Consider the following 26,481-nt stretch of genomic DNA (forward strand, 5'->3'; position numbering starts at 1 on the left):
GACCCTTTTCGCCAAAATAAAAATGTCCCCTGTCGGAATATAAACCAACAGGGGATTTTTATGTAATTTAGATTTACCCTCCTGGTCGATGGGTTAAAACTAAAATTACTATGACAACAAAATTAGCAAACATTCTTCATTGCTATGCAATGGGGATGGGTATAAAAGGTATCAGCGCGACCTTTGAGCTATCCCGTAACACAGTGCGCAAGTATGTGCGTTTGTTTCAAGAGAGTGGTATGCCAATGGAGCAGCTTCAGTCCATGCCGGCGAAGCGCCTTGAGGAGATGTTTGGAAGCAGCGGTGAGAGGGAACGTACCCCTTCAGTGCGTCAGTTGGAACTGGAGGCGCTCTTACCTGAGTATGCCGCAAGACTTACACGCAAAGGAGTGACAGTAAAATCTTTGTATGAAGAGTACCGGCGAGAGCATCCGGGTGGATTCCGTCATGCAAGTTTCGGCGCGTACATACAACGTTATCGGCTTGTATCACGTCCGGTGGGTCACGTTGAGCATTACGCCGCAGACCAGCTGTATATTGATTTTGCGGGCGACCGTCTAGAGGTTGTTGATGAGCAAACAGGCGAAGTCAGATCCGTTGAAGTTTTTGTAGCCATCCTTCCTTGTAGCCACTATACCTACTGTGAGGCAGTCTGGTCGCAGAAGAAAGAAGACCTTATAAAAGCATGTGAGAATGCACTACACTTCTATGAGGGTGTGCCCTTTGCAATCGTCCCTGACAATTTGAAGTCGGCGGTAACTCGGAGCAATCGCAATGAGCCGGTTATTAACGAAGACTTTGCCGCTTTTGCCGAGCATTATGGTTGTAGTGTATATCCGGCACGTGTCAGGCACCCAAAAGACAAAGCCCTTGTAGAGAACGCTGTAAAACTGATGTACAAGTCTGTTTATACCGATCTCGAAGGTCTGATGTTCCATGATTTGGAATCACTCAATGCCTGCATTATCCAATCTCTAAGTCGTTTCAACGAGAGAAAACTTACCGGACGCAATCAGTCTCGCAGGCAGTTGTTTGAAGAGGTAGAAAAAGACTATCTACGAACTTTACCCTCTGTGCGGTATCAGATGAAGGAACGCAAATCTGTGACCGTGATGCGTAATAGCTATGTAACTCTCAAGAAGCATCATTACAGCGTGCCAAAGGAATATGTAGGCAAGCGTGTCGATATTGTTTACGATGCTGATACTCTCGATATCTTCTATGGCCTGCGGCTGGTAACAACCCACCAGCGTGATGACACTCCCTATGGCTACACTCGGAAGGAGGCACACAATCTTCCCGGTAGGCATGGTAGCTACGAAAAGGATCTGGACGAGGTTTTTGAACGAGCTACTCAGATAGATAATATCGTCTTGCTTTATCTCAAGGATGTAGCATCGCAGAAGAAATATATGCCTCAGGCCTTCCGCTCATGCAGAGGTATCCTAGCCTTGGAAAAGACCTTCGGACAGGACAGGCTTGTGGCGGCATGCGCCTGTGCTTCATTGATGCGCGTTTACGGATATCAAGATGTTATCGGTATCCTGAACCGGGGCGATGATGCAGACTTTCTGCCACAGGCTGATCAGGACTCGGACACCAACTTATCACTTCCGCACCACAAGAACATCCGTGGACGTGAATACTTCTCAAAATCAACAACAAAAACTAACAACAACAATGGAAACAAATAATAAAACCGCACCCGTTACTCAGGAGAAAGACCAAAATATCATTTCTCTGGATCTGATGAACCGTATGAAGCTGCATGGTATGGCTGCCGCCTTTAAGGAAAGCCTGCAGTCCACCGTTGCCGAGTCTATGACTGCTGACGGCTTCCTCTCATTACTATTGGCTCGTGAATGGGACTATCGTTCGGATGCCTCCATACAACGCCTGATTCGAGGGGCCGGCTTTCGATACAAGGCTTATCTTGAGAATATAGACTATACCATCAATCGAAGTCTCGACCGCAACCATATAGAACGGCTCTCGTCGCTTGACTTTATCCGTCAAGGAAAGAATCTGTTCATTACCGGTTCATCCGGAACCGGCAAAAGTTATATTGCAACAGCCATTGGGTATCAGGCGTGTAAGAACGGAATACGAACTAACTATGCCAATGCATCCAAACTTATGGGAGCGCTAAAAGTTGCAAAGACAAAGGGGATCTTCGAGGCCGAACTCAAGAAAATAGAACGATGTCAGTTACTTATACTTGATGATCTCTTTCTTGTTCCTCTTGACGCTAAAGAACGTTCAATATTGCTTGACATCATCGAAGATCGTCATGAGCGCAAATCTATCATTGTGACCTCACAATTACCGGTTGCCAACTGGTATGATGCAATAGGAGAACCAACAGTCGCTGATGCCATTCTTGACCGCATCGTCCACTCGGCGCATCAGATAGAACTTACCGGTGAGAGTGTGAGAAAAATGAAGGTAGACAAAAACAAGTAAATCTAAAATAAAAATGACCCCGTCGACCAGGATAATTTAGGGGTAATCATAAAGTTTTTTCAGGGGTCAATTTAGATTTGGCACGAGGGGGCAACGCTCACTGGATTTTCCACATGTCAAGTACAACACCACCTATTCAATCTGGAAAAATCAGTTTTTGGACTAATTGGAAAAAATCGGGGAGTTTACGATTATTTTTTGATGGGGAATATATAGGAACATTTACACAATATTTTGAGAATGGATTTCCAAGTTGTGGACAAGAAGGGACTCTTACAGTAGAGTATAAACCCGGAACTTATAAATATGTTGCTGTTTCAGGTAGTAAAAGATACGAAGGAATGGTTACTATAACGGCAGGACAATGTTCTTTATATTGTTTAAAGAAATAATAGAAACTCGCCCTCTACTATGTTAGTAGAATTATGAAATAAATTAATATTAACCAAGTTCTTGCTGACCAACCTTAATCAGAAAGGAATGTTAGCAGCCATGTTAGCAAAATACTGAGCAGATAAAGACAATAGACTATACAGTGATATATCAGGTTAGTAATTAAGCAGTTATCTACTCAATCAGAACATTAGAGCTAAGTGTCAGAGTATCCTTCCAACCTGAGGGTCGCGGGTTTGAGCCCCGTCTTCCGCTCTGATGAAGAGACACTTACAGAAATGTGGGTGTCTTTTTTTGTTTGTAGCTAATATATACAACTCTGTATCAACCCTTTGCGTTGAGACCGACAAACACCCTGCAATATCTATCCTCATCCTCACGATAGCCCGATCCAGCCCATAAAGAAACAGACACATTCCGTACATAACTGTCCGAAAACGGACAATTTAAATATTATCAAAATATTGAAAATAAACACATTGACTTATTGGCATATTCATTGATAAATAAAATACGGAACACTAAATAATTTCAAAAATGGACAGGGAAATACCACTGAGTGTACAGCGAAAAGAAAGACAGAAACTAATACTCCGGTACGGAATTATTGCATTGGCAATAGTAATTGCGATTATTTTCCTGATGAATCTACTTGAAAGTACACTCTCCTACAAAAATATAACGATAGGAACCGTGGATAAAGGTACTATAGAGATAACAGTAAATGCCTCCGGTAAAGTAATTCCCCTAACTGAAGAGATTATAGTGACCCCTATCAACAGCCGGATACTCGAAGTATACAAAAACGCAGGGGATTCCGTACTTGCCGGTGAACCCATCCTGAAACTGGAACTGGCATCCGTCGAAACGGATTATAACCAGAAGCTGGATGAGAAAGAGATGAAAAAAAGCAAACTTATTCAGTCCCAGGTCGGCCTCGACAACAAGATATCCGAATTGCGGATGCAAATGCAGGTGAAAGAGATGAACCTTAAACAAATGCAGACAGAACTCAAAAACGAACAGTACCTCGACAGCATAGGAGCAAGTACAACAGATAAAGTACGGCAGGCAATATTAAACTATGAAGTAGCCAAACTCGAACTTCAGCAACTGAAGCAACAAATAGAGAATCAGAAAAAAAATGCCGACGCCGAGGTAAAAGTGCAACAACTCGAACTCAGCATATTCGAAAAATCACTGGCCGAAAGCGCACGCCTGCTCAAAGACGCCCGTATCCTATCTCCCCAGAAAGCAACCCTTACTTATGTAAACAATCAGATAGGTTCACAAGTGTCGGCAGGCACACAGATAGCGATTGTTTCCGATTTAAGCCACTTTAAGGTAGAAGCCGACATAGCGGACAGCTACGCCGAAAAACTGGCCACAGGAGCAAAAGCAATCATAAAAATCGGACAATTGCAATTGGAAGGAACCGTAGTCAACATTACGCCCTCTGTCAGGAATGGGGTTATCCAGTTCATCGTAATGCTGAAAGATGCAGGGAATTCACGCCTGCGAAGCGGACTGAAGACAGACGTATTTGTGTCGCATGGTATCCAGGAAGATGCCTTACGCATACCAAATGCCTCCTATTACATCGGAGCGGGAGAATATGAACTATGGGTAGTAAAAGACGGACAGGCGAAAACCCGTAAAGTGAAACTGGGAGAAAGCAGCTTCGAATATGTAGAAGTACTCAGCGGATTAAATCAGGGGGAACAGGTAATTGTCTCCGATATGAGCCAATATAAAGGTAAAAAATCAATAAAAATCAAATAACTTATAATTCATAAAACTATGTCAATCATCAATTTACAAGGCATAACAAAGATTTACCGCACAAAAGAAGTTGAGACTGTAGCATTGGAAAATGTAAATCTGGAAGTGCAAAAAGGAGAATTCCTGTCTGTAATGGGACCTTCGGGATGTGGAAAGAGTACAATGCTGAACATCATGGGACTGCTCGACGTACCCAGTGAGGGTAAAGTCCTTATCGGCAATACCGAAACTCACAATATGAAAGATAAAGAGATGGCTGAGTTCCGGAATAAAACTCTGGGTTTTGTATTTCAAAGTTTCCATCTGATAAACTCGCTCAATGTTCTCGATAATGTGGAACTCCCCCTTCTTTATCGCAAATCGGGAGAAAGCAGCCGGCGCGAAATGGCTAAAAAAGTACTGGAGAAAGTCGGCCTGTCGCACCGTATGAAACACTTTCCTTCACAACTATCAGGTGGACAATGCCAACGTGTAGCCATTGCCCGCGCTATTATCGGCGAGCCGCAGATCATACTTGCCGATGAGCCGACCGGAAACCTGGACAGTAAGATGGGTACCGATATCATGGAGCTTTTATTTGAACTGAATAACGAAGGCACAACAATAGTAATGGTGACGCATGACGAACATATCGCCAAAACCACAAAACGGATCATCCGCTTCTTTGATGGAAGAAGAGTAGAATAAACCATCATCCGACAATTGAAAACCACATATCATGTATAGTACCTATTTCAAACAAGCCATTGCGATGCTGAAACAGAACAAGTTTATCAGCACAATAACTATTGCGGGAACAGCACTGGCTATAATGATGATTATGGTTATCATAGTCAGCGAATCTATCAAGAATACAAGCATCGCTCCCGAAATAAACAGGGAGAGAACCATGTATATAAAATATGAAATCCAAAAGAGCAAAAATTCAGAGATGTGGGCCAGCAGCGCTGTCGATTATAAAATATACAAAGATTATCTGGCCGGGATGCCGGCCCCCGAATTAACAAGTGCAATCCAGGCAAGGATCGTATTCGTCACTGCTGAACATAAAAAAGAAAGACAGGAAACCACCTACAGGCTCACCGACTACAATTTTTGGAAGATAATGGCATTCACATTCATAGAAGGGAAACCTTTCACAAAGGAAGATCACGATTCGGGGCTCAAAAAGGCTATTATTTCGGAAAGTACCGCATATACACTTTTCGGCTATGAACCCGCTTTAGGAAAAACAATAGAAGCAAATTTCATCCCTTATACCGTAACAGGTATTGTAAAGGATGTATCCCCTGTCTTTACCTATGCACATGCGGATGTATATGTGCCATATACATCCCATAGCGGATTCGACCAGAGTTCGTGCACTATCCTGATACTTGCAAAAGACCGAAACGACTTCAATACCATTACGGAAGAAGTACGGGAAGCCGAACGAAAAGCCGATACGACAGATCCGGAATACAACCTAACCCTCATTGGCCCTTACGACCATAGAACCCAACTGATAAATACAAGTGCTCAGGAACCCGATATAAAGGCAGACAACCGGAAAACGGTATTCATATTTGTTATACTCCTGCTTATACCTGCCGTTAACCTGTCCGGTTTCAGCATGTCGCGCATCAAGAAACGTACTGAAGAAATAGGAATCAGAAAAGCATTCGGGGCAAAAAGATATATGATTCTATTTCAGGTATTATATGAAAACCTCATAACATCACTTATCGGGAGCGCTATAGGCCTCATATTATCCTATATCGTCGTAATATGGTTAAAAGACTGGTTGCTCGATCTAGAATCCGGCGATAGCATCCCGCTCGAAACCTTCGTCTCATTCCCTGTATTCCTGGCTGTTTCCGTTATTTTACTGTTGCTGAATATGTTATCGGCAGGCCTGCCGGCATACCGGGCTTCGAAAATAGCGATCGTAGACTCTATCAACCAAAATAACCGGTAACTTATCATGATACAACATATTTTTAAGATAATCTGGGTTGAACGCAAAGTAAATACATGGATATTACTGGAACTTATTTTAGTATTCTGCGTACTATGGTTCTGCGCCGACTATATGTATTACACCACAAAACGTTATTTCCAGCCCAAGGGGTTCGACATAGAGCATACATATCATATAACCATCGGCATGAAGAGACAGGGCTGGAACGACATAGATTCCGGCGACAGCATAAAAAAAGCTGGAATATATGATAATGCATGGACTATATATAACCGGATAAAACAGTATCCCCTGATAGAGACAGCAAGCCTCTCCTCAGCTGCATATCCCTATTCAGGAGCAAGCATGAGTAATTCGTACATGATCGATTCCACCACTATAGATATGCGCGTAAAAAGGGTTACGCCTGAATATTTCGGTGTATTCAAAATAAATATAATTAAGGGAAAGCCTTTTACAGAAGAAGATCTCGTAGGAGGAAACAACGTCATACTCAGTGGCGGTAATAATAACCTGTTCGGGAAAAAGACCGTTGAAGAAATGAAAACATTATATTTTGACAAAGAAAAATCGGATAGCAGTAAAGTAATTGGTATCGCAGACAGGGTAAAAATAAATGATTATGAAGATTATCAGTGTATTCAGTACAAACCTCTGAAAATAAATGAGGAAGATGTGATAATATTCAATGAGTTATGTGTACGTATAAAGCCGGAAGCCGACAAAGACTTTATCTCCCGTTTTTCTCAGGATATGCGAAACCAACTGGAAATAGGTCCTTTCTACCTTTCCGGCATCAAATCTATAGAAAAGGAACGTGAACTATTTATGAAACAGGCAGGATACACCAACAATTTCAAAAGTATATATTCTGTAACAGCCTTTCTTATCGTGAATATATTCCTGGGTGTACTCGGCACTTTCTGGTTCCGTGTGCAATCGCGCAGGAGCGAAATAGGATTGCGTATCGCGCTCGGAGCTTCGAAAAACAATGTAAAGAAAATGTTTATTGGAGAATCCATCCTACTCCTGTTTATCGCCAGCCTGGTCGCATCCATCATTTGTATCAATATATCAGCGGCAGATCTTTTAAAAAGCATAAACGTCCCGGTACCAAACAGAGGTGAAGAAGGTGCAGGCATTGCCCAACATTTCATCAATTATGGATTTACTTTTGCCTTCCTTGCCGCTATTGCCATTGTTGCCGTATGGTATCCCGCAAAGAAAGCATCGGATATACAACCGACGGAAGCACTGAGAGATGAATAAGAAACCAACATTAAAAAACAGAGGCCGTGTATAAAACCTATTTCAAACAAGCCGTTGCGATGCTGAAACAGAACAAGTTTATCAGCATAATAAGTATAGCAGGGACATCACTTGCCATTATGATGATAATGGTACTTATAGTCTCTGAGTCTATAAAGAATGTAAGTATTGCACCCGAACCCAATCGGGAGCGAACAATGTATATGCGTTACGAAATAAAGAAAGGTAAAGAAACTAAAAACACGAATATTAACTCAGCCATTAGTTACGAGATTTATAAAGGATATCTATCGGACTTGAAAGAGCCGGAATTAGTAAGCATACAATCTAACGGCTGGGATAAAAGTCAGATTTCCACTTCTGAAAATCAGATGGATAGGAAAGCTATGAATGTAAAGTCGACAGATGCCAATTTCTGGAAAATAATGTCTCTTTCTTTTATCGAAGGAAGTCCGTTTAGTGAAGAAGATTTCAAATCGGGACTGAAAAAAACCGTAATAACAGAAAGGACAGCAAAAGAACTATATGGGAATCAGAGAGCATTAGGTAAAACAATAAACATCGACTTCAAACCGTATATCATAGTAGGAATAGTAAAAGATATATCTCCCATATTCAAATTTGCCTATACTGATATTTATATTCCATACACTTCCAAAGGAGGATTTGAAAAAAATGGATTTGAGATTCTGCTTCTGGCCAAGAATAAAAAAGATTTTGAAGCTATTTCGGAAGAAATACGCACGGCAGAACGGAAATTCAATGTAACCGATAGTGAATGGAATCTTACCTTATTAGGCCCTTATAACCATTCTATTTATTTGCTAAATACCAATAACAATGAGCCGGATATAAAAGGGAATGCCCGAAAGAATATTTTTATATTTTCTATTTTACTATTGATTCCTGCTATCAATTTATCCAGTTTCAGCCTTTCCCGCATAAGAAAGAGAACAGAGGAAATAGGGGTAAGAAAAGCCTTCGGCGCAAAAAGATATGTAATTCTGTTTCAGGTACTATACGAAAACTTTATCACATCGCTTATCGGGGGCATCATCGGTCTTATCTTATCCTACATTATAGTAATATGGCTTAAACAATGGTTATTGGGGATAGATACCGATGGTACACTTCCTTTGGAAACACTGGTTTCCCTCCCTATATTCTTTGCCGTTTTTATCGTATGCATCCTTCTTAATCTGCTTTCGGCCGGAATACCTGCATACAAGGCATCCAAGATAAAAATAGTAGATTCTCTCAACCGAAACAACCTCTAATTATGATAAAGCATATTTCAAAAATCATCTGGACAGAACGCAAAATAAACGCATGGATATTACTGGAACTTATTCTTGTATTCTGCATATTGTGGTTTTGCACAGACTATCTGTATTTCACCACAAAACGCTATCTGGAACCCAAAGGATTCGATATTGAGCATACATACCGGATAGGCATAAGCATGAAAGAAGAGGGACAGGCGATTTCCGCATCCAACGATTCTATAAAAAAGCAGGAAATGCTCAATGATATATGGACTATCTACGACCGCATAAAGCGATATCCTGCAACAGAATATATAAGTTATTCACAGTCTGCGCATCCTTATTCAGGATCATGGTCAAGCAATTCTATTATGTGTGATTCTGTACAAGTATATACTCAATACAAAAGAATAACACCCGAATTTTTCGATGTATTTAAAATTAAAAGAATAGCGGGAACTTCTTTTGACTGGAACAATATAACATCGGGCAACCCCGTCATGATAAGTTCCGACAATACTAATATGTTTGGCAAAACACCTGTCGAAAAAATGGAGTATATACATTATGACGATAGAAACAAAGATAAAGTATTAGGAGTAGTAAATAAAACAAAAAGAAGTGATTATGAGTATTATAACACTATAATGTATACACCTATAACAAAGCAGCGCACATCCCTGATCGACTACCGCGAATTATGTATAAGAGTAAAACCAGCTGCCGACAAAAATTTTGAAGAGCAATTTACAAAAGATATGCGCGACCAGCTCGAAATCGGCCACTACTACTTATCATCGGTAACAGCACTCGAAAAAGATAAGGAAACATATATGCAATGGACCGGATACGCTAACAATTTTAAGAGCGTTTATTCCATCACAGCTTTTCTTATAATCAACATTTTCCTCGGAGTTATAGGTAGTTTCTGGTTCCGTGTGCAGTCCCGTCATAGCGAAATAGGACTACGCATAGCCCTTGGTTCATCAAAAGCAAATGTAAAGAAAATGTTTATAGGAGAGTCTATTCTTTTATTATTCATCGCCAGTCTTGTCGCATCCATCATTTGCGTCAATATATCTGCCGCAGATTTATTGAAAAGTATAAATGTTCCCATACCCGATAGAAGAGAAGAAGCTGTTAATATTGGTCAGTATTTTATCAACTATGGCATAACCTTTATTTTTCTGGCCATAATAACTATAGTAGCCGTTTGGTATCCTGCATGGAGGGCATCGAAAATACAACCGGCGATAGCACTGAAAGACGAATAAAAATACACGATTATGAAAAAAACTCTGTCTGCCATAGCAATTTCTCTTTGGTTCTCTGCCGGGCTGACCGCACAGGATACTATAACTATCAGCCTGACGGATGCCATTAACCGCAGTGTATCCAATTCGGTAGATGCAGTTGTGGCACGCAACCAATACAAATCCAGCTACTGGGGTTACCGTACCTATAAAGCCGAGTTGTTACCGGAAGTAACGCTTAACTCCACCCTACCCTATTATTCCAAGTCATATAATCAATTCCAGAATACGGATGGTACATACACCTATGTAAGCAACGATTACAGCCGCATAGACGGAGGACTTTCCATATCGCAGAATATTCCTCTCACAGGAGGTATCTTGTCCGTAGAAAGCAGCTTTGAGCGTTTACAACAATACGGAGAGGGAGGTTCTACCCGCTATATGGGCATACCGGCATCCGTTACACTGGAACAACCTATTTTCGGATTCAACCGTGTGAAGTGGCTCCAACGTATAGAACCCGTAAAATATAAGGAAGCACAGCAAAAGCTTATAGGTGATATGGAAGAAGTTTCCAATACGGCCATACAATACTATTTCAATCTGTTGCTGGGACAGATAAATATGGAAATAGCAGAGCAAAACCTGAAAAACTCGGAGAAACTCTATACGATTGCCGAAGCCAAACGAAAAATAGGACAGATCTCAGAAAACGATTTGTTACAGCTGAAAGTATCGTTGCTCAAGGCCGAATCGTATCTCACCGATGCCCAGGCTTCGCTCAATGCGCGTATGTTTCAGCTACGCTCATTTCTGAATTATGGGGAGTATCTTATACTAAAACCCATAATACCCGAATCACTGGCAGATAAATTACCGGTCCTTTCATATGCGCAGGTAATAGCTCTGGCCCGGGAAAACAATTCATTTACCCGGAATGTACAGAAAAGAATGCTCGAAGCCAACCGTGACGTAAGCCAGGCAAAGGCCGACCGCTGGAACGCAAAACTGTTTGTATCCTTCGGTATGTCGGGACAGGAAGATACATTCTCCCGTGCATTCAACAGCAACAACTGGCGAAACAATCAGATAGTAAATGTAGGCATAAAAATACCGATCCTCGACTGGGGAAAAGGAAAAGGGAAAGTAAAGATTGCCGAAGCGGAACGTGATGTAGAAAACTCACGCATAGAAAAAGAGCAAATGGACTTTAATCAGAATGTCTTCCTGCGGGTACAGAATTTCAACAGCCAGTCGAAGCAACTCGAACTGGCCAAAGAAACAGATAAAATAGCCCAGCAGCGTTACAATACATCCATCGAAGCATTCGTATTGGGAAAGATAGATGTATTGAACCTGAACGATTCGCAATCATCAAAAGACGAAGCGCGCAGGAATTATATAGAGCAGATGTATCAGCTATGGTCTTATTATTATCAGATAAGAAGTCTTACTTTATATGACTTCATCAGTGACAGAGAGATTTCGGTTGACTACGAAAGTGCTATCAATTGATTGTAATTGATATGAATATGCGAAAACTTTATCTATATATAGCTTTTAGCCGTTAGCTATTAGCTGATAGTTCTTTGAAGTATTTGGAAAAGTTACAAGTTACTTTGCCCAGCGGGCAGTTACGAGTAGACAAGAAGCGAGATACAAGTTGTTAACTGATGACTGTTTACTGTTCACTGAAAAAAGTGTTACTTTTGTTACCTTTTTCGATTCAATACACTGGAAATAACTATTTTTACTGATTATAAAAAGAAAATCTATGATATTAATCTGCGACGACGATGCTGCCATACGCTCCTCGCTTACCCTGGTACTTAACCGGGCCGGATATAAGACAGCAAATGCCGCTTCCCCGCAAGAAGCCATTGATTTTGTACGCACTACCCTGCCCGATCTTATCCTGATGGATATGAATTATACAAAAGGTACAAGTGGAGAAGAAGGGCTTACATTGCTTCGTCAGGTGAAAATATTCGCACCCGGTGTACCGGTAATATTGATTACGGCTTGGGGTTCTATTAACCTGGCTGTAAAGGGAATACAAGCAGGTGCATTTGATTTTGTAACTAAACCGTGGAATAATCCGGCTTTGCTGAATACCATACAAACCGCTATACAGCTGAAAGAAGAATCAGAGAAAGAAGTAGAAACCAGCAACGTTCCAACAATAAAGACTTTCCGGAGTGACAAAATCATAGGAAAATCGCCCCTTTTACAAAACGTGTTCAATACCATTTCACGTATAGCAAAAACCAATGCATCTGTACTGATAACAGGCGAGAGTGGGACAGGTAAAGAACTGATAGCCGAGGCAATACATGAAAACAGCAACCGTAGCAAAAACCCATTTGTAAAGGTCAATCTGGGAGGTATTTCCCAATCATTGTTCGAAAGCGAGATGTTCGGTCATAAGAAAGGAGCCTTTACAGATGCGCATTACGATAGGGTAGGGCGCTTCGAACTGGCGAATAAAGGAAGTATTTTTCTGGACGAAATAGGAGAACTCGATGCCGCCTGCCAGGTAAAACTGCTACGGGTATTACAGGACAAAACTTTCGAACCGTTAGGTGATAGCAGACAAAAACAGGTAGATATACGTGTTATAAGTGCAACAAACAGGAATCTGGCCGAAATGGTATCGAAAGGAACTTTCCGCGAAGACCTCTTTTACCGTATCAATTTAATTTCCATCCGCGTGCCTGCCCTCCGTGAACGTATAGAAGACATACCTTTACTGGTAAATCATTTTGCAAAAAGACAGGCAGAACTGAATGGACTGGATAATATAGAAATTTCATCCGATGCAATGAATTACCTTCAAAGGCTTCCATATCCGGGAAATATCCGGGAGCTGAAAAATCTGGTCGATCGTGTTATTCTTGTATCAGCCAAAGACCTGATTACTGATAAGGATTTTAAAGAACAATATACCGAAATACCAGTTTCTTCTGCCAGGTTACCCGATTCTGTTTATCCTCTGGAAGAACTGGAAAAAAACATGATACTGAAAGCAATAGAACTGTACGGAAACAATCATTCTAAAATAGCGATGGCACTGGGACTGACACGTCAGGCACTATACAGGCGCATGGAGAAATACGGTATAAGCAGCAACGAACAATAAGCTCATGAAATCGAAAATTCTTTTCTGGATATTGGTAATATTGGTATTTGGAGCTCTGCTTTCCATCGGGTTCCTTTTTTATAATACGAATATATATAAATTCATGATAATAGAGGGTATAGCCATTTTAGCTATTATCCTGTTTGTCATTCTATATTACCGGCTGATAAAACCATACCAGATAATCGCCGACGGGATGGAATTACTTAAAGAGCAGGATTTCTCGACACGTTTGCGCCTCATTTCCGATAGTGAAGCCAATAAACTGATTTCGGTCTTCAATAAAATGATGGATCAGCTGAAAGATGAACGGTTACAGGTAAGAGAAAAAAACCACTTTCTGGATCTGCTCATTCAGGCATCGCCGCAGGGAGTGATTATCCTTGATTTTGACGACCGTATTTCCGAAATCAACCCTTCGGGCCTGCGTCTACTCGATGTCAGGAGTATAAGCGAAGTAAAAGGGAAGAAACTTTCAGATTCGGGAATCGGCATAGGAAGCCAATTGGAGAAACTCAACGCCGACGAAGACGTAGTTATCAGGAGTTCGGGTATCACCCTATACCGCTGCATACGTTCTTCATTTATCGACAGGGGATTTTCCCATCCGTTTATCCTGATAGAAGAGCTTACACATGAATTACTGAAAATAGAAAAGAAATCGTACGAGAATATCATCCGCATGATGGCACATGAGGTAAATAATTCGGTAGGCGCCGTCAGTTCCACGCTGAATGTGATATCGGATATCTTACGGCAAAATGATAATAACGAACTTGCCGACGTACTTCCCGCTGTAGATGCATCGTTTGACAGATGCAGGCATTTGGGTTATTTTATCAGCAACTTTGCCGAAGTGGTCAAAATACCTGTACCCTCCATAGCCGATACCGACCTCAACGAACTGGCACGTTCGGTAGATGCACTTACACGGCTCGAATGTAAACACCGGAATATAGACCTTAAATTGGATTTAACGGAAGATAATAACATTATCCGCATAGATGGTATCCAATTTGAGCAAGTGCTCGTAAATGTGATTAAAAACGCTTATGAAGCTATAGGGGAGAATGGGGAGATACGAATATCCACGCGATCAAACCCTTTATCCATCGAAATAGCAAATAATGGTCCCGAAATAACCGATGATGTAAGACAAAAGCTTTTTACACCGTTTTTTACTACAAAATCGTCAGGGCAGGGAATAGGTTTGATGTTCGTGCGTGAGGTACTGATAAATCATAATTGCAAATTCGATCTGAAATCTCAGGATGGATGGACTAAATTTGATATTCACTTTCCTAAGAATAAAACACTCTAGCTATTTTGCATTTTATTAGAAAAATTTTATCTGTAAAATGAGTTGTCGGTAAAGAGTAGCCGGCTTATCGTTCTTTGAAATATTAGAAAATAACTATCTGTTCAAATATTTAAGGTCAGAAACGAAAAAAGAGTACACGGAGGCACTCTTTGATTACGGATATTTAAATTTATTTCTATGCCAGAAGTGTTTTCAATTTATCAGTGTCCGAAAAGTCAGATACAACCGCATAAGTATAATCTTTCAGATAATCGGCCGATAATGTAGTGGAAATTCCAATCACACGCATAAATGCATATGTAGCCGCTTTTATACCTGTAAAAGAATCTTCAAATACAGCGCATTCGGAAGACAAAACACCTAAGTTGTTCTTAGCTAAAACATATCCCATCGGATCGGGTTTTCCTTTCTTTATACTATCCGATGTAATAACAGTATCAAATGCATCCTCTAATGATAGTTGAGCAAGAGCAACCTTTACTTTACTTGCAGGGGAACTGGTTACCAAACCCACTTTATAGCCTTCTTTTTTGATATATTGAATAAAATCGAGTACACCCGGGATTATTATCTTCTTATAATCAATGGATTGCTCCATGTCGTAGCAAGACTGTCTTATAGCCTGTTTCTCTTCAGGACTGGAGATAGCAAAATAAAGTTCTATAATTGAATTTAAGGTCATTCCTTTTATTATATCAGGAAAGTTGTTTATTTTCAAATCATTATCTTGTGCTATTTTACTCCAAAACTTGTCGTAATCATGTTCTGTATCTACAACAACACCATCCAGACCGAACAGTACTGTCGTGATTTTATTTTTTTGAGCCATATATCAGGTATTAAAAACATTATATAAATAAATGATGTACAAAGTAAGCTAATTTTTTCTCTTTATTATTCATCCGACTTAACTAAATGAAGTATAGGATATCCTTTTCCTTCACCATCGTATTCATCCCGGCTTACTTCCTTAAAACCAAAGTGATAATAGAAATCCAAAGCCTGCTTATTCTGTTCATTGACATCCACATTTCTGGCATTCAGTTTATTTACGGCATAGTCGAGTAGTATCTTACCTATACCTGATCCACGGCTTTCATTATCTACAAATAACATTTCGATGCTATTGTCCGCCACTCCAAGAAATGCTTTAACGACACCCTTGTTATCTTTATATTTATATAACGACATATGCTCAAAATAAATGGGTATATGTTTTTTATAAAATTCAAAATCTTTATCTGACAGAAAATCATGAGTAGCTTTTACAGCGCTTTCCCATACAGCTATCAGTACCGGGTAATCTTTTTTGTCTGCTGGACTAATCATATCAGTGCTATTTTAATTAATCTATATTAATAACGTCTCCGTTTTCTAATTTATTTAATGCTATAATCTGCGAAAACTCCGGTAACAAGACTTTCTCATCTACTTTCACTATCAGCCTGATAGGCTTCTTCCCGAAATAGGAAGCCCATTGTGAATATGAACTTGGCGGCCCTGTTATATACGAGCATTTCGACAAAGCATATAAATCTTTAGGTCCTGACGAATCAGGTATTATAAAACAATCCAATTCCTTGAAATGCTTAATATCCAGTCTTTCATTCGAACACAGCAGGAATTTTATATTTTGTCCCTTATCATCAAATTGCTTTTTTATGTCCTTCATCACATGAAGATATTCTTCATCGGTATAATAATAAATACCATCGTTCCATTTGGCATAATCGCCACGACGAATGTGCACACCAATGACAATCCTATCATTAAGCTTTGAAAATAAGGCGTCTACCACATCTGTCACTTCACTGCTGAATGTGAATATCTTTCTTATTTCACCGGAATGTTTTATTACCAATTCTTCATTGCCCAGGCGGTTCGACCAGCCTTCTATCAGATTGAGCTTAAACAGCTTCGAAAAAATGTTAGGTTGCCCGTTCTGTATATATCCTCTCGCTTTCATGGATAAGAGGAATCTTTGGACAAGTTTCCGGGAAGCAAACCTGATATATTTATTACTATTCAGATTCTCAAAGTCTAACGAATACTTATCGAGATTTATCGCAAGAACTTTCTCTTTATATTCGAGTCCGTAAGCAATGGATGGTATCAAAGACCATATCCTGTTACATAACTGTCCGGGAGAATCATAGTTTATAATCATTTAACCTTCAGGTTACTTTACACATTAAATCTGAAATGCATTATATCCCCATCCTGAACAATGTATTCCTTACCTTCAACATTCATTTTCCCGGCTTCTTTTACAGCTGCTTCGGAACCCAGAGTAATAAAATCGTTATACTTAATTACCTCTGCACGGATAAAGCCTTTTTCAAAATCGGTATGTATCACGCCTGCACATTGAGGGGCTTTCCATCCTGCCGTAAATGTCCATGCACGTACCTCCTGAACTCCGGCAGTGAAATAGGTCTGCAGACCTAATAATTTATAAGCCGACTTAATCAAGCGAGCCACTCCGGATTCTTCCAATCCTATTTCGGACAGGAACATCTCACGTTCCTCATATGATTCGAATTCAGCTATTTCCGATTCTATCTTTGCAGCTACGATCAATATTTCAGCATCTTCTTCTTTCACCGATTCACGTACCTGCTCCACATATTTATTACCCGATACGGCACTGGCTTCGTCTACATTACAAACATACATCACAGGTTTGTATGTTAACAGGTAGATCTCTCTGGCTATCTTCTCGTCTTCCTTATTATCGAATTTGACGGTACGGGCAGACTTGCCCTGTTCCAATGCTTCTTTAAACTGTAACAAGATATCGTAAGCACGTTTAGCATCCTTATCACCTCCTGTTTTAGCCTGTTTTTCTACCTTTTGTATGCGGGATTGGATAGTTTCCAGATCTTTCAACTGTAGTTCTATATCTATAATTTCCTTATCGCGTACAGGATTTACACTGCCATCGACATGTGTAATATTATCATCGTCGAAGCAACGAAGAACATGCAATATGGCATCTGTTTCGCGAATATTGGCAAGGAACTTATTCCCTAATCCTTCTCCTTTGCTCGCACCTTTTACAAGGCCTGCTATATCCACTATTTCTACAGTGGTAGGTACTATACGGTTAGGTTTTACCAGTTCCGAAAGTTTATTCAACCTTTCATCAGGTACGGTAATAACACCCACATTCGGTTCGATAGTACAGAACGGGAAATTTGCCGATTGTGCCTTAGCATTCGACAAGCAATTGAAAAGAGTAGATTTTCCTACATTCGGAAGGCCTACTATACCACATTGTAATGCCATTATTCAGTTTTAAATTATTTTGGGTACAAAGTTACGATTTTTTTATTTATCGCTTTTAATATTGGTAATCTTAAACTTTATTACATAAAAAAGCCTCTTAATCTTATAATTAAAAGGCTCATTCATATTATATATCCAAACTATTTCAATACTTCATCTATCACTGCCTTTGCTGCTTTTTCCATTACAGCATAACCTTCTTTTGTGAGGTGTACACCATCGGTAGTGTATGCGGCGATCATAGCTCTGTTTTCATCTTTCAGAAGGCTATAATAATCTATATAAGCAAATCCGTTGGATGCGGCATATTCCCTGATACCGGCGTTCAATGCCGCAATTTTAAGAGGTACTTCCTTGATCTCTTTTCTCCACGGATATTCTCCTGCCGGAGTTACTGAGGACAGGATAACTTTTATACCGTTGGCATTAGCCAGCTCTGCCATCGACTTAATATTTCCGAGTGTAAAATCAGCATCGTAAGTCCCTGTATTTTCAGCTACATCATTTGTACCTATATTAATTACGACAGCCGCAGGTTTCAGGTTGATAACATCCTGACGGAAACGGGATAAAAGCTGCGGACTGGTCTGTCCGCTTATTCCCCGGCCTATATAATTGTTCTCCTTAAAGAAATCAGGACGTTGGCCAACCCATCCTTCAGTAATGGAATTACCTATAAATACCACCCGATGTTCACCTTTAGAGGGTGCAGGCAATTCGCTGTTAGCTTTAGCGTATTTTGCCATATTTATCAATTCATTAAATTTTTGGGCATTGGAAAACAGACAAAACATAGAAAAAAACGAAGCCATTAAAATAAGTTTCTTCATGATCAATTAAAGTTTTATAATTATAAGAATAGTAAAAAGGTCCGATATCTTAAAATCTGAAAGTATATCCTACACTATAAAATATATTGTCGCCATAAGGTGAATTTTTATCCTGCACTACATCATATTGTATCATGGCTATCATACCACCAAGACGCACACCTCCACCGATAAGGAACGAAGGTACAAATTTACTTTCACTGAATTCCATACCGTCATTATATTTTATATTCTGCCACATACGGCTCATTTCGGGCTGTATACTGATAACCAGATATTCAACAGGATAAAAACGTCCGAATACATCGAAACTCAGATAGCTGTTACTCCACTTATAATCGTAATGCTTATCTTTAAAATAAGTATATCCGAAACCTGCCCCCGCAGTAAGGTATCTGGAAAAATCATATCCTATCTGCGGTGAAATACCCACAACAGTATAGTCTCCAAACTGTAAACTGAAGTTACCACCCACAGATAATTTAGAAGGATCAAACTGTTGAGAAAATCCGGCAACCGTCATACTCGCCAGTAAGGAAAATAATAAAAATGCTCTTTTCATATCATTATCAATTTTGATTCAATATATCATCAATAGCTTTCTGTATCAGAGGTTCCATAACCGAATAGCCTTTTTCATTCGGATGCTGGCTATCGAAACTATAACCGTCTTTCATCCCTTTGTCTTCATCATTCACCATAGACGAATAATAATCCACATAGCTATAGCCGTTTTCTTCAGCATAAGTCTTTATTTCTATATTCAGATCTTTTATCTTCTGTGTAATATTCCTTATATGACCTTTCCATCCATATCCGCTCGAAGGCAGTACAGATGTCAGTATAACCTTTATCCCGTTTATTTGTGCTAGTTGCGCCATAGATTTGATATTATCCATAGTAAACACAGGATCGTATTCGCCCGTATTCTCGGCTATATCATTTATGCCTGCATTTATAACCACTATTTTAGGATTAAGTTCTATTACATCCCGACGGAAACGAAGCAAAAGCAGGGGACTGGTCTGCCCGCCAATGCCACGGCAGGTATAATTGTTGTCCTTAAAGAATTTATATCTCAGATGCACCCAGTTTTCAGTAATGGAATTACCTATAAATACCACCCGGTTTTCGCCTGGTTCGGGAGCTTCCAACTGACTGTTGGCCCAGGCGTAGGCATTCAATTTAAAAATATTACCGTTTTTCCTGTTTATGTAATAGTTTATACCTATATAAGCTAGTGTCGCAACATTCAATATTATAGACAAGACTAAAATAATTCTAAAAAATTTTCCTTTGTTCATATATTCTTGTTATATCCCTATTTTTTCAGGATTACGGAGTTATTATCAAATTATATTAATATTATTCTTTTTATTTAAACTTTAAAAAAAATCATGTTGGTTATTATAGGCTGTTAATTGTGTTCATTGTTTTTTCCTGAAAAACTTGTATATTTCATTATTAAAAATCTGTTTGCATAGGATTGTGTCTTATTAACAACTATAAAAGTAGACAAATTATTTGTATATAGCGTATTGTGAACTTTATTAAAACAATGTTGATAACTATATTTGTTGAAAAATAACTTATTTCAGTTTTGTTCATCTCTGTTGATAATCCTTTGAAATATGATACAATAAATTGATGTGATTTTTAATTGTTGTTTGCGACTTATTTTGTATATGATGTTTTGTTTTTATAAACCATGATTTTTATTTGAAAAATATATTAACAGTTTTCAACAGGTTATGAACATACTATCAATAATTGTAAATTTTAATGATTTATAGATTTTAAATAGCATATTACCAGATAAATATATAATTTTGTTACCTGTTTAAATATAAAAGCTACGAGATGAAAGAGTTTTTTAAAAGTTTACTGGCCTCTATTTTAGGCTGTTCTATAGTATTAGGAATTTGTTTCCTTATATTTTTTATTGTTTTAGCTGCGTTGTCAGCTAAAGAAAGTTATGCATTGAAAGATAATACAGTGCTGGCGTTAAAACTTGAAGGTATATTATCCGAAAGGGTGGAAGAAGAGAATCCTTTATTGACTATGCTTAATCAAAATAGTGAAGCGCAAATAGGATTGGATGATATTATTTCGTCTATAAAAAAGGCAAAGGAAAATGATAAAATAAAAGGTATATATATAAATGCGGGTGCTTTTTCCGCGTCAAATGCTTCCCTGAAAGAAATCAGGGACCAATTGATAGATTTTAAGGAAAGCGGAAAATTTATTGTTGCTTATAGTGATGTATATACACAGGGCTGTTACTATCTTTCGTCTGTAGCTGATAAGTTAATAATGAATCCGGAAGGTCATCTCGACCTGCACGGGCTTTCAGCTTCCCCTACTTTTTACAAAGGCTTACTAGATAAAATAGGTATAGAAATGCAGATATTCAAAGTAGGTACATTTAAATCTGCGGTAGAACCGTTTATGCTCGATAAAATGAGTGATGCCAACCGTGAGCAGGTATCTTCTTATATAGGTGATATGTGGTCGACCATCACAAGTGAAATATCAGCTTCGAGAAATATCTCTGTGGAAAAATTAAATGTAATTACCGATTCACTTGCCCTTTTCAAAAAATCTGAAGTATGTGTGCAGGATGGCTTGGTGGATACACTTATGTATGAAACAGGAGTAAGGGAATATCTGAAAACATTGCTCACAGGAGTAGAAAAGGCTAAAGATGTGCGTCTGGCTTCGGTAAAAGATATGACTACCGTATCACCTGAAAACAAAAGCAAATCGAAAGATATCATAGCTGTATTGTATGCTGAAGGTTCCATAACCGATGGTTCGGGCACTGATGGAATTACAAGCAAACGCTTTGTAAAAGAACTGGAGAAACTGAAAGACAACGACAAGGTAAAAGCCGTTGTATTCCGTGTAAATTCTCCCGGAGGTAGCGCTTATGCTTCCGAGCAGATTTGGAAAGCTGTTACCGACCTGAAAGAGAAGAAACCTGTAGTAGTATCTATGGGAGACTATGCGGCTTCGGGAGGATACTATATATCTTGTAACGCTTCTAAGATCATAGCCCAGCCGAATACATTGACAGGTTCTATCGGTATATTCGGTATGTTCCCCAATGTAGAAGGCCTTACCAAGAAAGTAGGTCTTACATTCGATAATGTAAAAACAAATGGACATGCCGATTTCGGAGATATGACACGTCCGATGCGTAATGATGAAAAGGCAATACTTCAAAATTATATAGAGCGCGGATACGATTTATTCCTTACCCGTTGTTCGGATGGCCGTGGTATTGCTAAAAACGCCCTTGATTCTATTGCACAGGGTCGTGTATGGACAGGTAACCAGGCTGTAAAAATAGGTTTGGTAGACGAATTGGGAGGTATAGACAAAGCTATTGAAGAAGCAGCCAAACTGGCAAACCTCGAAGATTATTCTTTAAACAGTTTTCCTAAGAAAAGGGATTTCTTCGAATCCTTCCTTAGCGATCAGAAAGAAGAACTGACCACACGGGCCATGAAAGAATATCTTGGTAGTGATTATCAACTGTTCAAAACAATCAAGGAAATAAAAGAGCAAGACTTTATACAGGCACGCATGCCTTACGATATCAATATAAGATAAGCTCTTTTCAAGAATTTTAAAGAAAAATGATAAAAAATCAGCCTGTACATATCAACAAATGGTTGCTGCCGTTTTCATGGTTGTACAGGCTGATTGTATTCATACGCAACAAATTTTTCGACTGGGGAATACTCAAACATGAAGAATTTGATATCCCTGTTATCTGCATCGGTAATGTCACAGTAGGAGGAACGGGAAAAACTCCCCATACCGAATATCTTGTACGCTTGTTGCAGCAAAAATACAGGGTAGGGGTACTCAGCCGCGGATATAAACGAAAATCGAAAGGTTTTGTATTGGCTACGAACGATTCTGACAGCCGTGATCTGGGTGATGAATCGTTCCAGATAAAACAAAAATTTCCGAATGCTATAGTTGCCGTCGACGGCAACAGGAGAAGAGGTATTAAAGAAATGCTGGCATTGGAAAATCCTCCCGAAGTGATTTTGTTGGATGATGCTTTTCAGCACAGGTATGTAAAACCTTCTTATACCATTATTCTATCCGATTTCAACCGTCCTGTTTATGAAGATGAATTGCTTCCTGCCGGACGATTAAGAGAGCCTGCATCGGCTCTTGTAAATGCGAATATGATAATCGTAACAAAATGTCCCGATGATATGCAGCCAATCGATTACCGCATTATTTCGCACGATATAAATGCTTTTCCGTATCAGGGATTATATTTTACGCAATTTACCTATAAACAGTTACAGCCGGTATTTAAGGATTCTGCTGTCGAACAGCCGTTAGATATCCTGAAAGGCAAACATATCTTACTGACTACCGGAATAGCATCGCCAAAGATGATATTAAAGAAACTGGAGGAATATACAGATAAAGTAGATACCATAATTTATCCTGACCATTATAGTTTCAAAGCAAAAGATATCCAGCATATTATAAATAAATTTGCGGGTATACCGTCCGAAAATAAGATTATTCTGGTGACGGAAAAAGATGCTACCCGTCTTGTTTTGAACGAAAATACAGATGAAGAAATAAAAAGGCATATGTACTATTTGCCTATCGAGGTTACATTCTTGGATAAAGAGGACGATTTTAAAGAAAAAATATATAAACATGTTAGAGAAAATTCAGGAAACCGCAGGCTTTATAAAAAGTAGAGTGCAGACTATTCCTAATATCGCCATCATACTGGGTACAGGACTTGGTGAACTGGTACACGAGATAAGTGACAAAAAAGATATCCCATACGAAAACATACCAAATTTCCCTGTTTCCACAGTAGAAGGGCACAGTGGAAAACTTATTTTCGGGAAACTCGGAGGTAAAGATGTGATAGCCATGCAAGGCCGCTTTCATTACTACGAAGGCTATAACATGCAGGAAGTAACATTCCCTATCCGGGTATTTCAGGCGTTGGGCATCAAATACCTTTTTGTATCTAATGCGGCTGGTGGAATGAATGGCAGTTTCGATATAGGCGATATTATGCTTATCGACGATCATATCAATACTTTCCCCGAACATCCGCTGCGTGGGAAGAATTATAAGGAACTCGGCGTACGCTTCCCCGATATGAGCGATGCATACAACAAGGAACTTCGTTTATTAGCTATGCAGATAGCTAAGGAAAACAATATAAAGTTGCAACATGGGGTTTATGTAGGAACTCAGGGTCCGACATTCGAGACGCCGGCCGAATATAACTGGTTCCGCATTATAGGCGGCGATGCCGTAGGTATGTCCACAGTACCGGAGGTCATAGTAGCCAGTCATGCCAAAATGAAGGTACTGGCATTCTCTATAATCACCGATCTGGGTGTAATAGGGAAGATAGTGGAGGTAACACACGAAGATGTGCAGGAAGCCGCTAAAATAGCCCAGCCGAAGATGGCTTATATTATGCAGGAAGTAATAAAAAAGATAAATTAAAAAAATAACAGGGTGTTCGATCTGAACACCCTGTTATTTTTTATATAAGTTTACAGAATTCTATCAGAATTTATATCCTACACTGATATGCGCGCACCGGTTCTTTGTACTGGTGTCTTTAAATATTTTAGTTAAACCCTGGTCAGCACCGAGGCTAACGCTTATTTTATTTAAGAATTCAACACCCACAGCTCCTCCGATTCCAAAATCGAAGCGATTACTATCATCAGTAAAGATATCCTGATCTTTAATTTCTTTTGCATCCCATTTTATTTTTCCTCCTACGCCATAAGCCAGATATGGTCCTGCACGGAATATGAGTTTAGTACCGGGTACCAGATCCAGTTTATATCCCGCATGTATAGGCAATTGGAGATACATAGCATTATATGTAGCCTTGGATATAGATCCGGAAGCATCGGCAATATTAATTTTGCTTTTGGCTCCTTTAGTTGTAAACTCCAGACCTGACATCAGGTAAAAGTTACTTGGCAATGCAAGCTCTGCAGTTAGCCCGATATTGAAACCCACCTTAACATTATCATCCATTTTTTGTATCTCCGATAAATTCATACCGGCTTTTACGCCAAAGGATACAGGGAGTTGTGCGAACATGCTTACACTACTTACCAGACCGATAAGTAACACAAAAGAACTTCTAATAATTCTCATAATATTAATTGATTTAATAAATAAATGTATGTTCTAAGAGGTTCTAAAATTAAATAAATAATTCTGTTTAACAAAAAAGATTAAAAAGAGTGCTTAGCAAGTATGGCTAAAGCGGAGTTTTGGTAATTATGCTCTAACCAAATATATTTGTGAACAGATCCGATTACTCATTTTCCTAAATACATCCATTCCGTAAATTAGCAAGATTGGAAAAGATAATAAAATGAATGGTGCATAATTTTGTATCGAAACATTTATAGACTATGGAACAGAAAACAATCACCAGAGAAGAATATGCCAAACGCATTAATGTGGTTATCGAGTATATCGGTAACAATCTGGATGAGGAAATGGATCTGAATAAACTCGCCGAAGTTTCAAACTTCTCCGTATATCATTTCCATCGTATATTCAGAGCGATTGTAGGCGAACCGATAGGGGCTTTTGTTGTAAGGATACGGGTCGAGACTGCAGCCCGGCTGTTGAGGTACACAGAGCTTCCCGTACAGGATATTGCATACAATGTGGGGTATGCCACTCCTTCTTCGCTGACAAAGGTTTTCCGGCAGTTCTATAATATTTCACCTACAGATTATAGAAACAATAAAAGTTACACGATTATGAAACCATTACTAATTAATGAGAACCTGAACCTGAAAGCTCCGAAAATACGGGAAGTAGAATCTAAACAAGCCATTTATATCCGGCTATTCGGAGAGTATTCTTCCCTCGATTTTCCCGGTACATGGAAACGTCTCTGGCAGTTTGTAAAAGAGAACAAGCTGTTTTCGGCGGGAATAGAGCATGTTTGTTTTTATTATGACGACCCTAAAGTAACCGAATCGCATAAGCTACGAACAGATATATGCCTTGTAATGCATAAACCGGCTGTCCCAAAAGGTGAAATAGGTGTTAAAGAAATAGAGGGAGGGAAGTATGCCGTATTCCATTATCAGGGATCTTATGACCAGTTAGGCAGTATTTATGATACTATTTACGGGAAATGGATTCCGGAAGGTGGATATCAGGTACGGAATGCCCCTTTATTTGAGAAATATGTAAATAATCCGGAAAATACCGCACCTGATAAATTGAAAACAGAAATATATATTCCGGTGGAGTAAAGGAAAAAAGAGGCTGTCCCAAAAGTATTTTTTCATATTATTTTGTCATGTTGAACGGAGTGAAACATCTCGTATCCGGAGGGTCGGGATTCTTCGTTACACTCAGAAACAACGTTCGGCAGAGCGAAGCGGAGCCAATGACAAATAGGGTAACACTTTGATTGTGCAATTTTACTTTTGGGGCAGCCTCTTTTCTATCTTTAAA

General features: G+C 39.3%; 24 protein-coding genes. 16 read left to right on the forward strand and 8 right to left on the reverse strand.

Going from position 1 to position 26,481, the window contains the following annotated elements:
* Positions 1–110: 110 nt before the first annotated feature.
* The 12 genes from istA to ACYQ3L_RS02935 all read left to right on the forward strand — a co-directional run bounded on the left by istA (position 111) and on the right by ACYQ3L_RS02935 (position 14,848).
* Complete coding sequence (istA, locus tag ACYQ3L_RS02880; protein ID WP_380002093.1) at positions 111–1,694, forward strand: IS21 family transposase; 1,584 nt, start codon at positions 111–113, stop codon at positions 1,692–1,694.
* Positions 1,681–2,463, forward strand: a complete 783-nt coding sequence (gene istB, locus ACYQ3L_RS02885) for an IS21-like element helper ATPase IstB (protein WP_459952321.1) — start codon at positions 1,681–1,683, stop codon at positions 2,461–2,463. Before istA ends, istB begins: the two co-directional genes overlap by 14 nt.
* 113 nt (positions 2,464–2,576) lie before the next feature.
* A complete protein-coding gene (locus ACYQ3L_RS02890; RefSeq protein ID WP_459952322.1) occupies positions 2,577–2,855 on the forward strand; it encodes a hypothetical protein in 279 nt (92 codons plus the stop codon).
* Positions 2,856–3,393: 538 nt separating this feature from the next.
* Positions 3,394–4,638 carry an efflux RND transporter periplasmic adaptor subunit gene (locus ACYQ3L_RS02895; protein ID WP_380001904.1) on the forward strand — a complete coding sequence of 415 codons (1,245 nt, stop codon included), beginning with the start codon at positions 3,394–3,396 and terminating at the stop codon, positions 4,636–4,638.
* Between the two features lie 18 nt (positions 4,639–4,656).
* Positions 4,657–5,325: an ABC transporter ATP-binding protein gene (locus ACYQ3L_RS02900; RefSeq protein ID WP_380001902.1), complete on the forward strand. Its 669-nt coding sequence runs from the start codon at positions 4,657–4,659 to the stop codon at positions 5,323–5,325.
* Between the two features lie 31 nt (positions 5,326–5,356).
* Positions 5,357–6,595, forward strand: coding sequence for an ABC transporter permease (locus ACYQ3L_RS02905; RefSeq protein ID WP_380001900.1), 1,239 nt, complete (start codon positions 5,357–5,359; stop codon positions 6,593–6,595).
* Positions 6,596–6,601: 6 nt separating this feature from the next.
* Positions 6,602–7,867, forward strand: coding sequence for an ABC transporter permease (locus tag ACYQ3L_RS02910; protein WP_380001898.1), 1,266 nt, complete (start codon positions 6,602–6,604; stop codon positions 7,865–7,867).
* A gap of 26 nt (positions 7,868–7,893) precedes the next feature.
* Positions 7,894–9,144, forward strand: a complete 1,251-nt coding sequence (locus ACYQ3L_RS02915; RefSeq protein ID WP_380001896.1) for an ABC transporter permease — start codon at positions 7,894–7,896, stop codon at positions 9,142–9,144.
* Positions 9,145–9,146: 2 nt separating this feature from the next.
* Complete coding sequence (locus ACYQ3L_RS02920; protein WP_380001894.1) at positions 9,147–10,406, forward strand: ABC transporter permease; 1,260 nt, start codon at positions 9,147–9,149, stop codon at positions 10,404–10,406.
* Between the two features lie 12 nt (positions 10,407–10,418).
* Positions 10,419–11,903 (forward strand): TolC family protein, encoded by a 1,485-nt coding sequence (locus ACYQ3L_RS02925; RefSeq protein WP_380001892.1) that lies wholly within the window; start codon positions 10,419–10,421, stop codon positions 11,901–11,903.
* A 259-nt stretch (positions 11,904–12,162) separates the two neighbouring features.
* Positions 12,163–13,527: a sigma-54-dependent transcriptional regulator gene (locus ACYQ3L_RS02930; RefSeq protein WP_380001890.1), complete on the forward strand. Its 1,365-nt coding sequence runs from the start codon at positions 12,163–12,165 to the stop codon at positions 13,525–13,527.
* A gap of 4 nt (positions 13,528–13,531) precedes the next feature.
* The gene (locus tag ACYQ3L_RS02935) at positions 13,532–14,848 is read left to right on the forward strand and encodes a sensor histidine kinase (RefSeq protein ID WP_380001888.1); all 1,317 of its coding nucleotides are present in this window, start codon (positions 13,532–13,534) and stop codon (positions 14,846–14,848) included.
* Between the two features lie 175 nt (positions 14,849–15,023).
* On the opposite strand, the gene ACYQ3L_RS02940 is transcribed toward ACYQ3L_RS02935, so the two are convergent.
* The 7 genes from ACYQ3L_RS02940 to ACYQ3L_RS02970 all read right to left on the reverse strand — a co-directional run bounded on the left by ACYQ3L_RS02940 (position 15,024) and on the right by ACYQ3L_RS02970 (position 20,270).
* Positions 15,024–15,677 (reverse strand): HAD family hydrolase, encoded by a 654-nt coding sequence (locus ACYQ3L_RS02940; RefSeq protein ID WP_380001886.1) that lies wholly within the window; start codon positions 15,675–15,677, stop codon positions 15,024–15,026.
* Positions 15,678–15,742: 65 nt separating this feature from the next.
* Positions 15,743–16,177 (reverse strand): GNAT family N-acetyltransferase, encoded by a 435-nt coding sequence (locus ACYQ3L_RS02945; protein WP_380001884.1) that lies wholly within the window; start codon positions 16,175–16,177, stop codon positions 15,743–15,745.
* Between the two features lie 16 nt (positions 16,178–16,193).
* Positions 16,194–17,015 (reverse strand): alpha-1,2-fucosyltransferase, encoded by an 822-nt coding sequence (locus tag ACYQ3L_RS02950; RefSeq protein WP_380001882.1) that lies wholly within the window; start codon positions 17,013–17,015, stop codon positions 16,194–16,196.
* Between the two features lie 17 nt (positions 17,016–17,032).
* Positions 17,033–18,136, reverse strand: a complete 1,104-nt coding sequence (gene ychF, locus ACYQ3L_RS02955) for a redox-regulated ATPase YchF (RefSeq protein ID WP_380001880.1) — start codon at positions 18,134–18,136, stop codon at positions 17,033–17,035.
* Between the two features lie 140 nt (positions 18,137–18,276).
* Positions 18,277–18,966, reverse strand: coding sequence for an SGNH/GDSL hydrolase family protein (locus tag ACYQ3L_RS02960; protein WP_380001878.1), 690 nt, complete (start codon positions 18,964–18,966; stop codon positions 18,277–18,279).
* A gap of 49 nt (positions 18,967–19,015) precedes the next feature.
* Positions 19,016–19,528, reverse strand: a complete 513-nt coding sequence (locus ACYQ3L_RS02965) for a hypothetical protein (protein WP_380001876.1) — start codon at positions 19,526–19,528, stop codon at positions 19,016–19,018.
* Between the two features lie 7 nt (positions 19,529–19,535).
* Positions 19,536–20,270, reverse strand: coding sequence for a GDSL-type esterase/lipase family protein (locus ACYQ3L_RS02970; RefSeq protein ID WP_380001874.1), 735 nt, complete (start codon positions 20,268–20,270; stop codon positions 19,536–19,538).
* A gap of 556 nt (positions 20,271–20,826) precedes the next feature.
* On the opposite strand from ACYQ3L_RS02970, the gene sppA reads away from it, so the two are divergent.
* From sppA to ACYQ3L_RS02985, 3 genes are read left to right on the forward strand one after another with little or no spacing between them, the layout of a single operon-like run.
* Positions 20,827–22,581 (forward strand): signal peptide peptidase SppA, encoded by a 1,755-nt coding sequence (gene sppA, locus ACYQ3L_RS02975; RefSeq protein WP_380001872.1) that lies wholly within the window; start codon positions 20,827–20,829, stop codon positions 22,579–22,581.
* Positions 22,582–22,607: 26 nt separating this feature from the next.
* Positions 22,608–23,708: a tetraacyldisaccharide 4'-kinase gene (lpxK, locus tag ACYQ3L_RS02980; protein WP_380001870.1), complete on the forward strand. Its 1,101-nt coding sequence runs from the start codon at positions 22,608–22,610 to the stop codon at positions 23,706–23,708.
* Positions 23,665–24,480, forward strand: a complete 816-nt coding sequence (locus ACYQ3L_RS02985) for a purine-nucleoside phosphorylase (RefSeq protein WP_380001868.1) — start codon at positions 23,665–23,667, stop codon at positions 24,478–24,480. Before lpxK ends, ACYQ3L_RS02985 begins: the two co-directional genes overlap by 44 nt.
* A gap of 63 nt (positions 24,481–24,543) precedes the next feature.
* Here ACYQ3L_RS02985 and ACYQ3L_RS02990 read toward each other — a convergent pair whose 3' ends face one another.
* Positions 24,544–25,152, reverse strand: a complete 609-nt coding sequence (locus ACYQ3L_RS02990) for a porin family protein (RefSeq protein ID WP_324354523.1) — start codon at positions 25,150–25,152, stop codon at positions 24,544–24,546.
* A gap of 263 nt (positions 25,153–25,415) precedes the next feature.
* Here ACYQ3L_RS02990 and ACYQ3L_RS02995 point away from each other — a divergent pair, with 263 nt between their 5' ends.
* On the forward strand, positions 25,416–26,276 hold the full coding sequence (locus ACYQ3L_RS02995; protein WP_380001866.1) for an AraC family transcriptional regulator: 861 nt from the start codon (positions 25,416–25,418) through the stop codon (positions 26,274–26,276).
* Positions 26,277–26,481 lie beyond the last annotated feature (205 nt).

It is taken from the genome of Dysgonomonas termitidis, from assembly GCF_054657735.1.

What these genes read in the sequence shown, in the direction of transcription:
- istA (WP_380002093.1), top strand. Translation starts at nt 111, where the DNA reads ATGACAACAAAATTAGCAAACATTCTTCATTGCTATGCAATGGGGATG.
- istB (WP_459952321.1), top strand. Translation starts at nt 1,681, where the DNA reads ATGGAAACAAATAATAAAACCGCACCCGTTACTCAGGAGAAAGACCAA.
- ACYQ3L_RS02890 (WP_459952322.1), top strand. Translation starts at nt 2,577, where the DNA reads ATGTCAAGTACAACACCACCTATTCAATCTGGAAAAATCAGTTTTTGG.
- ACYQ3L_RS02895 (WP_380001904.1), top strand. Translation starts at nt 3,394, where the DNA reads ATGGACAGGGAAATACCACTGAGTGTACAGCGAAAAGAAAGACAGAAA.
- ACYQ3L_RS02900 (WP_380001902.1), top strand. Translation starts at nt 4,657, where the DNA reads ATGTCAATCATCAATTTACAAGGCATAACAAAGATTTACCGCACAAAA.
- ACYQ3L_RS02905 (WP_380001900.1), top strand. Translation starts at nt 5,357, where the DNA reads ATGTATAGTACCTATTTCAAACAAGCCATTGCGATGCTGAAACAGAAC.
- ACYQ3L_RS02910 (WP_380001898.1), top strand. Translation starts at nt 6,602, where the DNA reads ATGATACAACATATTTTTAAGATAATCTGGGTTGAACGCAAAGTAAAT.
- ACYQ3L_RS02920 (WP_380001894.1), top strand. Translation starts at nt 9,147, where the DNA reads ATGATAAAGCATATTTCAAAAATCATCTGGACAGAACGCAAAATAAAC.
- ACYQ3L_RS02925 (WP_380001892.1), top strand. Translation starts at nt 10,419, where the DNA reads ATGAAAAAAACTCTGTCTGCCATAGCAATTTCTCTTTGGTTCTCTGCC.
- ACYQ3L_RS02930 (WP_380001890.1), top strand. Translation starts at nt 12,163, where the DNA reads ATGATATTAATCTGCGACGACGATGCTGCCATACGCTCCTCGCTTACC.
- ACYQ3L_RS02935 (WP_380001888.1), top strand. Translation starts at nt 13,532, where the DNA reads ATGAAATCGAAAATTCTTTTCTGGATATTGGTAATATTGGTATTTGGA.
- ACYQ3L_RS02940 (WP_380001886.1), bottom strand. Translation starts at nt 15,677, where the DNA reads ATGGCTCAAAAAAATAAAATCACGACAGTACTGTTCGGTCTGGATGGT.
- ACYQ3L_RS02945 (WP_380001884.1), bottom strand. Translation starts at nt 16,177, where the DNA reads ATGATTAGTCCAGCAGACAAAAAAGATTACCCGGTACTGATAGCTGTA.
- ACYQ3L_RS02950 (WP_380001882.1), bottom strand. Translation starts at nt 17,015, where the DNA reads ATGATTATAAACTATGATTCTCCCGGACAGTTATGTAACAGGATATGG.
- ychF (WP_380001880.1), bottom strand. Translation starts at nt 18,136, where the DNA reads ATGGCATTACAATGTGGTATAGTAGGCCTTCCGAATGTAGGAAAATCT.
- ACYQ3L_RS02960 (WP_380001878.1), bottom strand. Translation starts at nt 18,966, where the DNA reads ATGAAGAAACTTATTTTAATGGCTTCGTTTTTTTCTATGTTTTGTCTG.
- ACYQ3L_RS02965 (WP_380001876.1), bottom strand. Translation starts at nt 19,528, where the DNA reads ATGAAAAGAGCATTTTTATTATTTTCCTTACTGGCGAGTATGACGGTT.
- ACYQ3L_RS02970 (WP_380001874.1), bottom strand. Translation starts at nt 20,270, where the DNA reads ATGAACAAAGGAAAATTTTTTAGAATTATTTTAGTCTTGTCTATAATA.
- sppA (WP_380001872.1), top strand. Translation starts at nt 20,827, where the DNA reads ATGAAAGAGTTTTTTAAAAGTTTACTGGCCTCTATTTTAGGCTGTTCT.
- lpxK (WP_380001870.1), top strand. Translation starts at nt 22,608, where the DNA reads ATGATAAAAAATCAGCCTGTACATATCAACAAATGGTTGCTGCCGTTT.
- ACYQ3L_RS02985 (WP_380001868.1), top strand. Translation starts at nt 23,665, where the DNA reads ATGTTAGAGAAAATTCAGGAAACCGCAGGCTTTATAAAAAGTAGAGTG.
- ACYQ3L_RS02990 (WP_324354523.1), bottom strand. Translation starts at nt 25,152, where the DNA reads ATGAGAATTATTAGAAGTTCTTTTGTGTTACTTATCGGTCTGGTAAGT.
- ACYQ3L_RS02995 (WP_380001866.1), top strand. Translation starts at nt 25,416, where the DNA reads ATGGAACAGAAAACAATCACCAGAGAAGAATATGCCAAACGCATTAAT.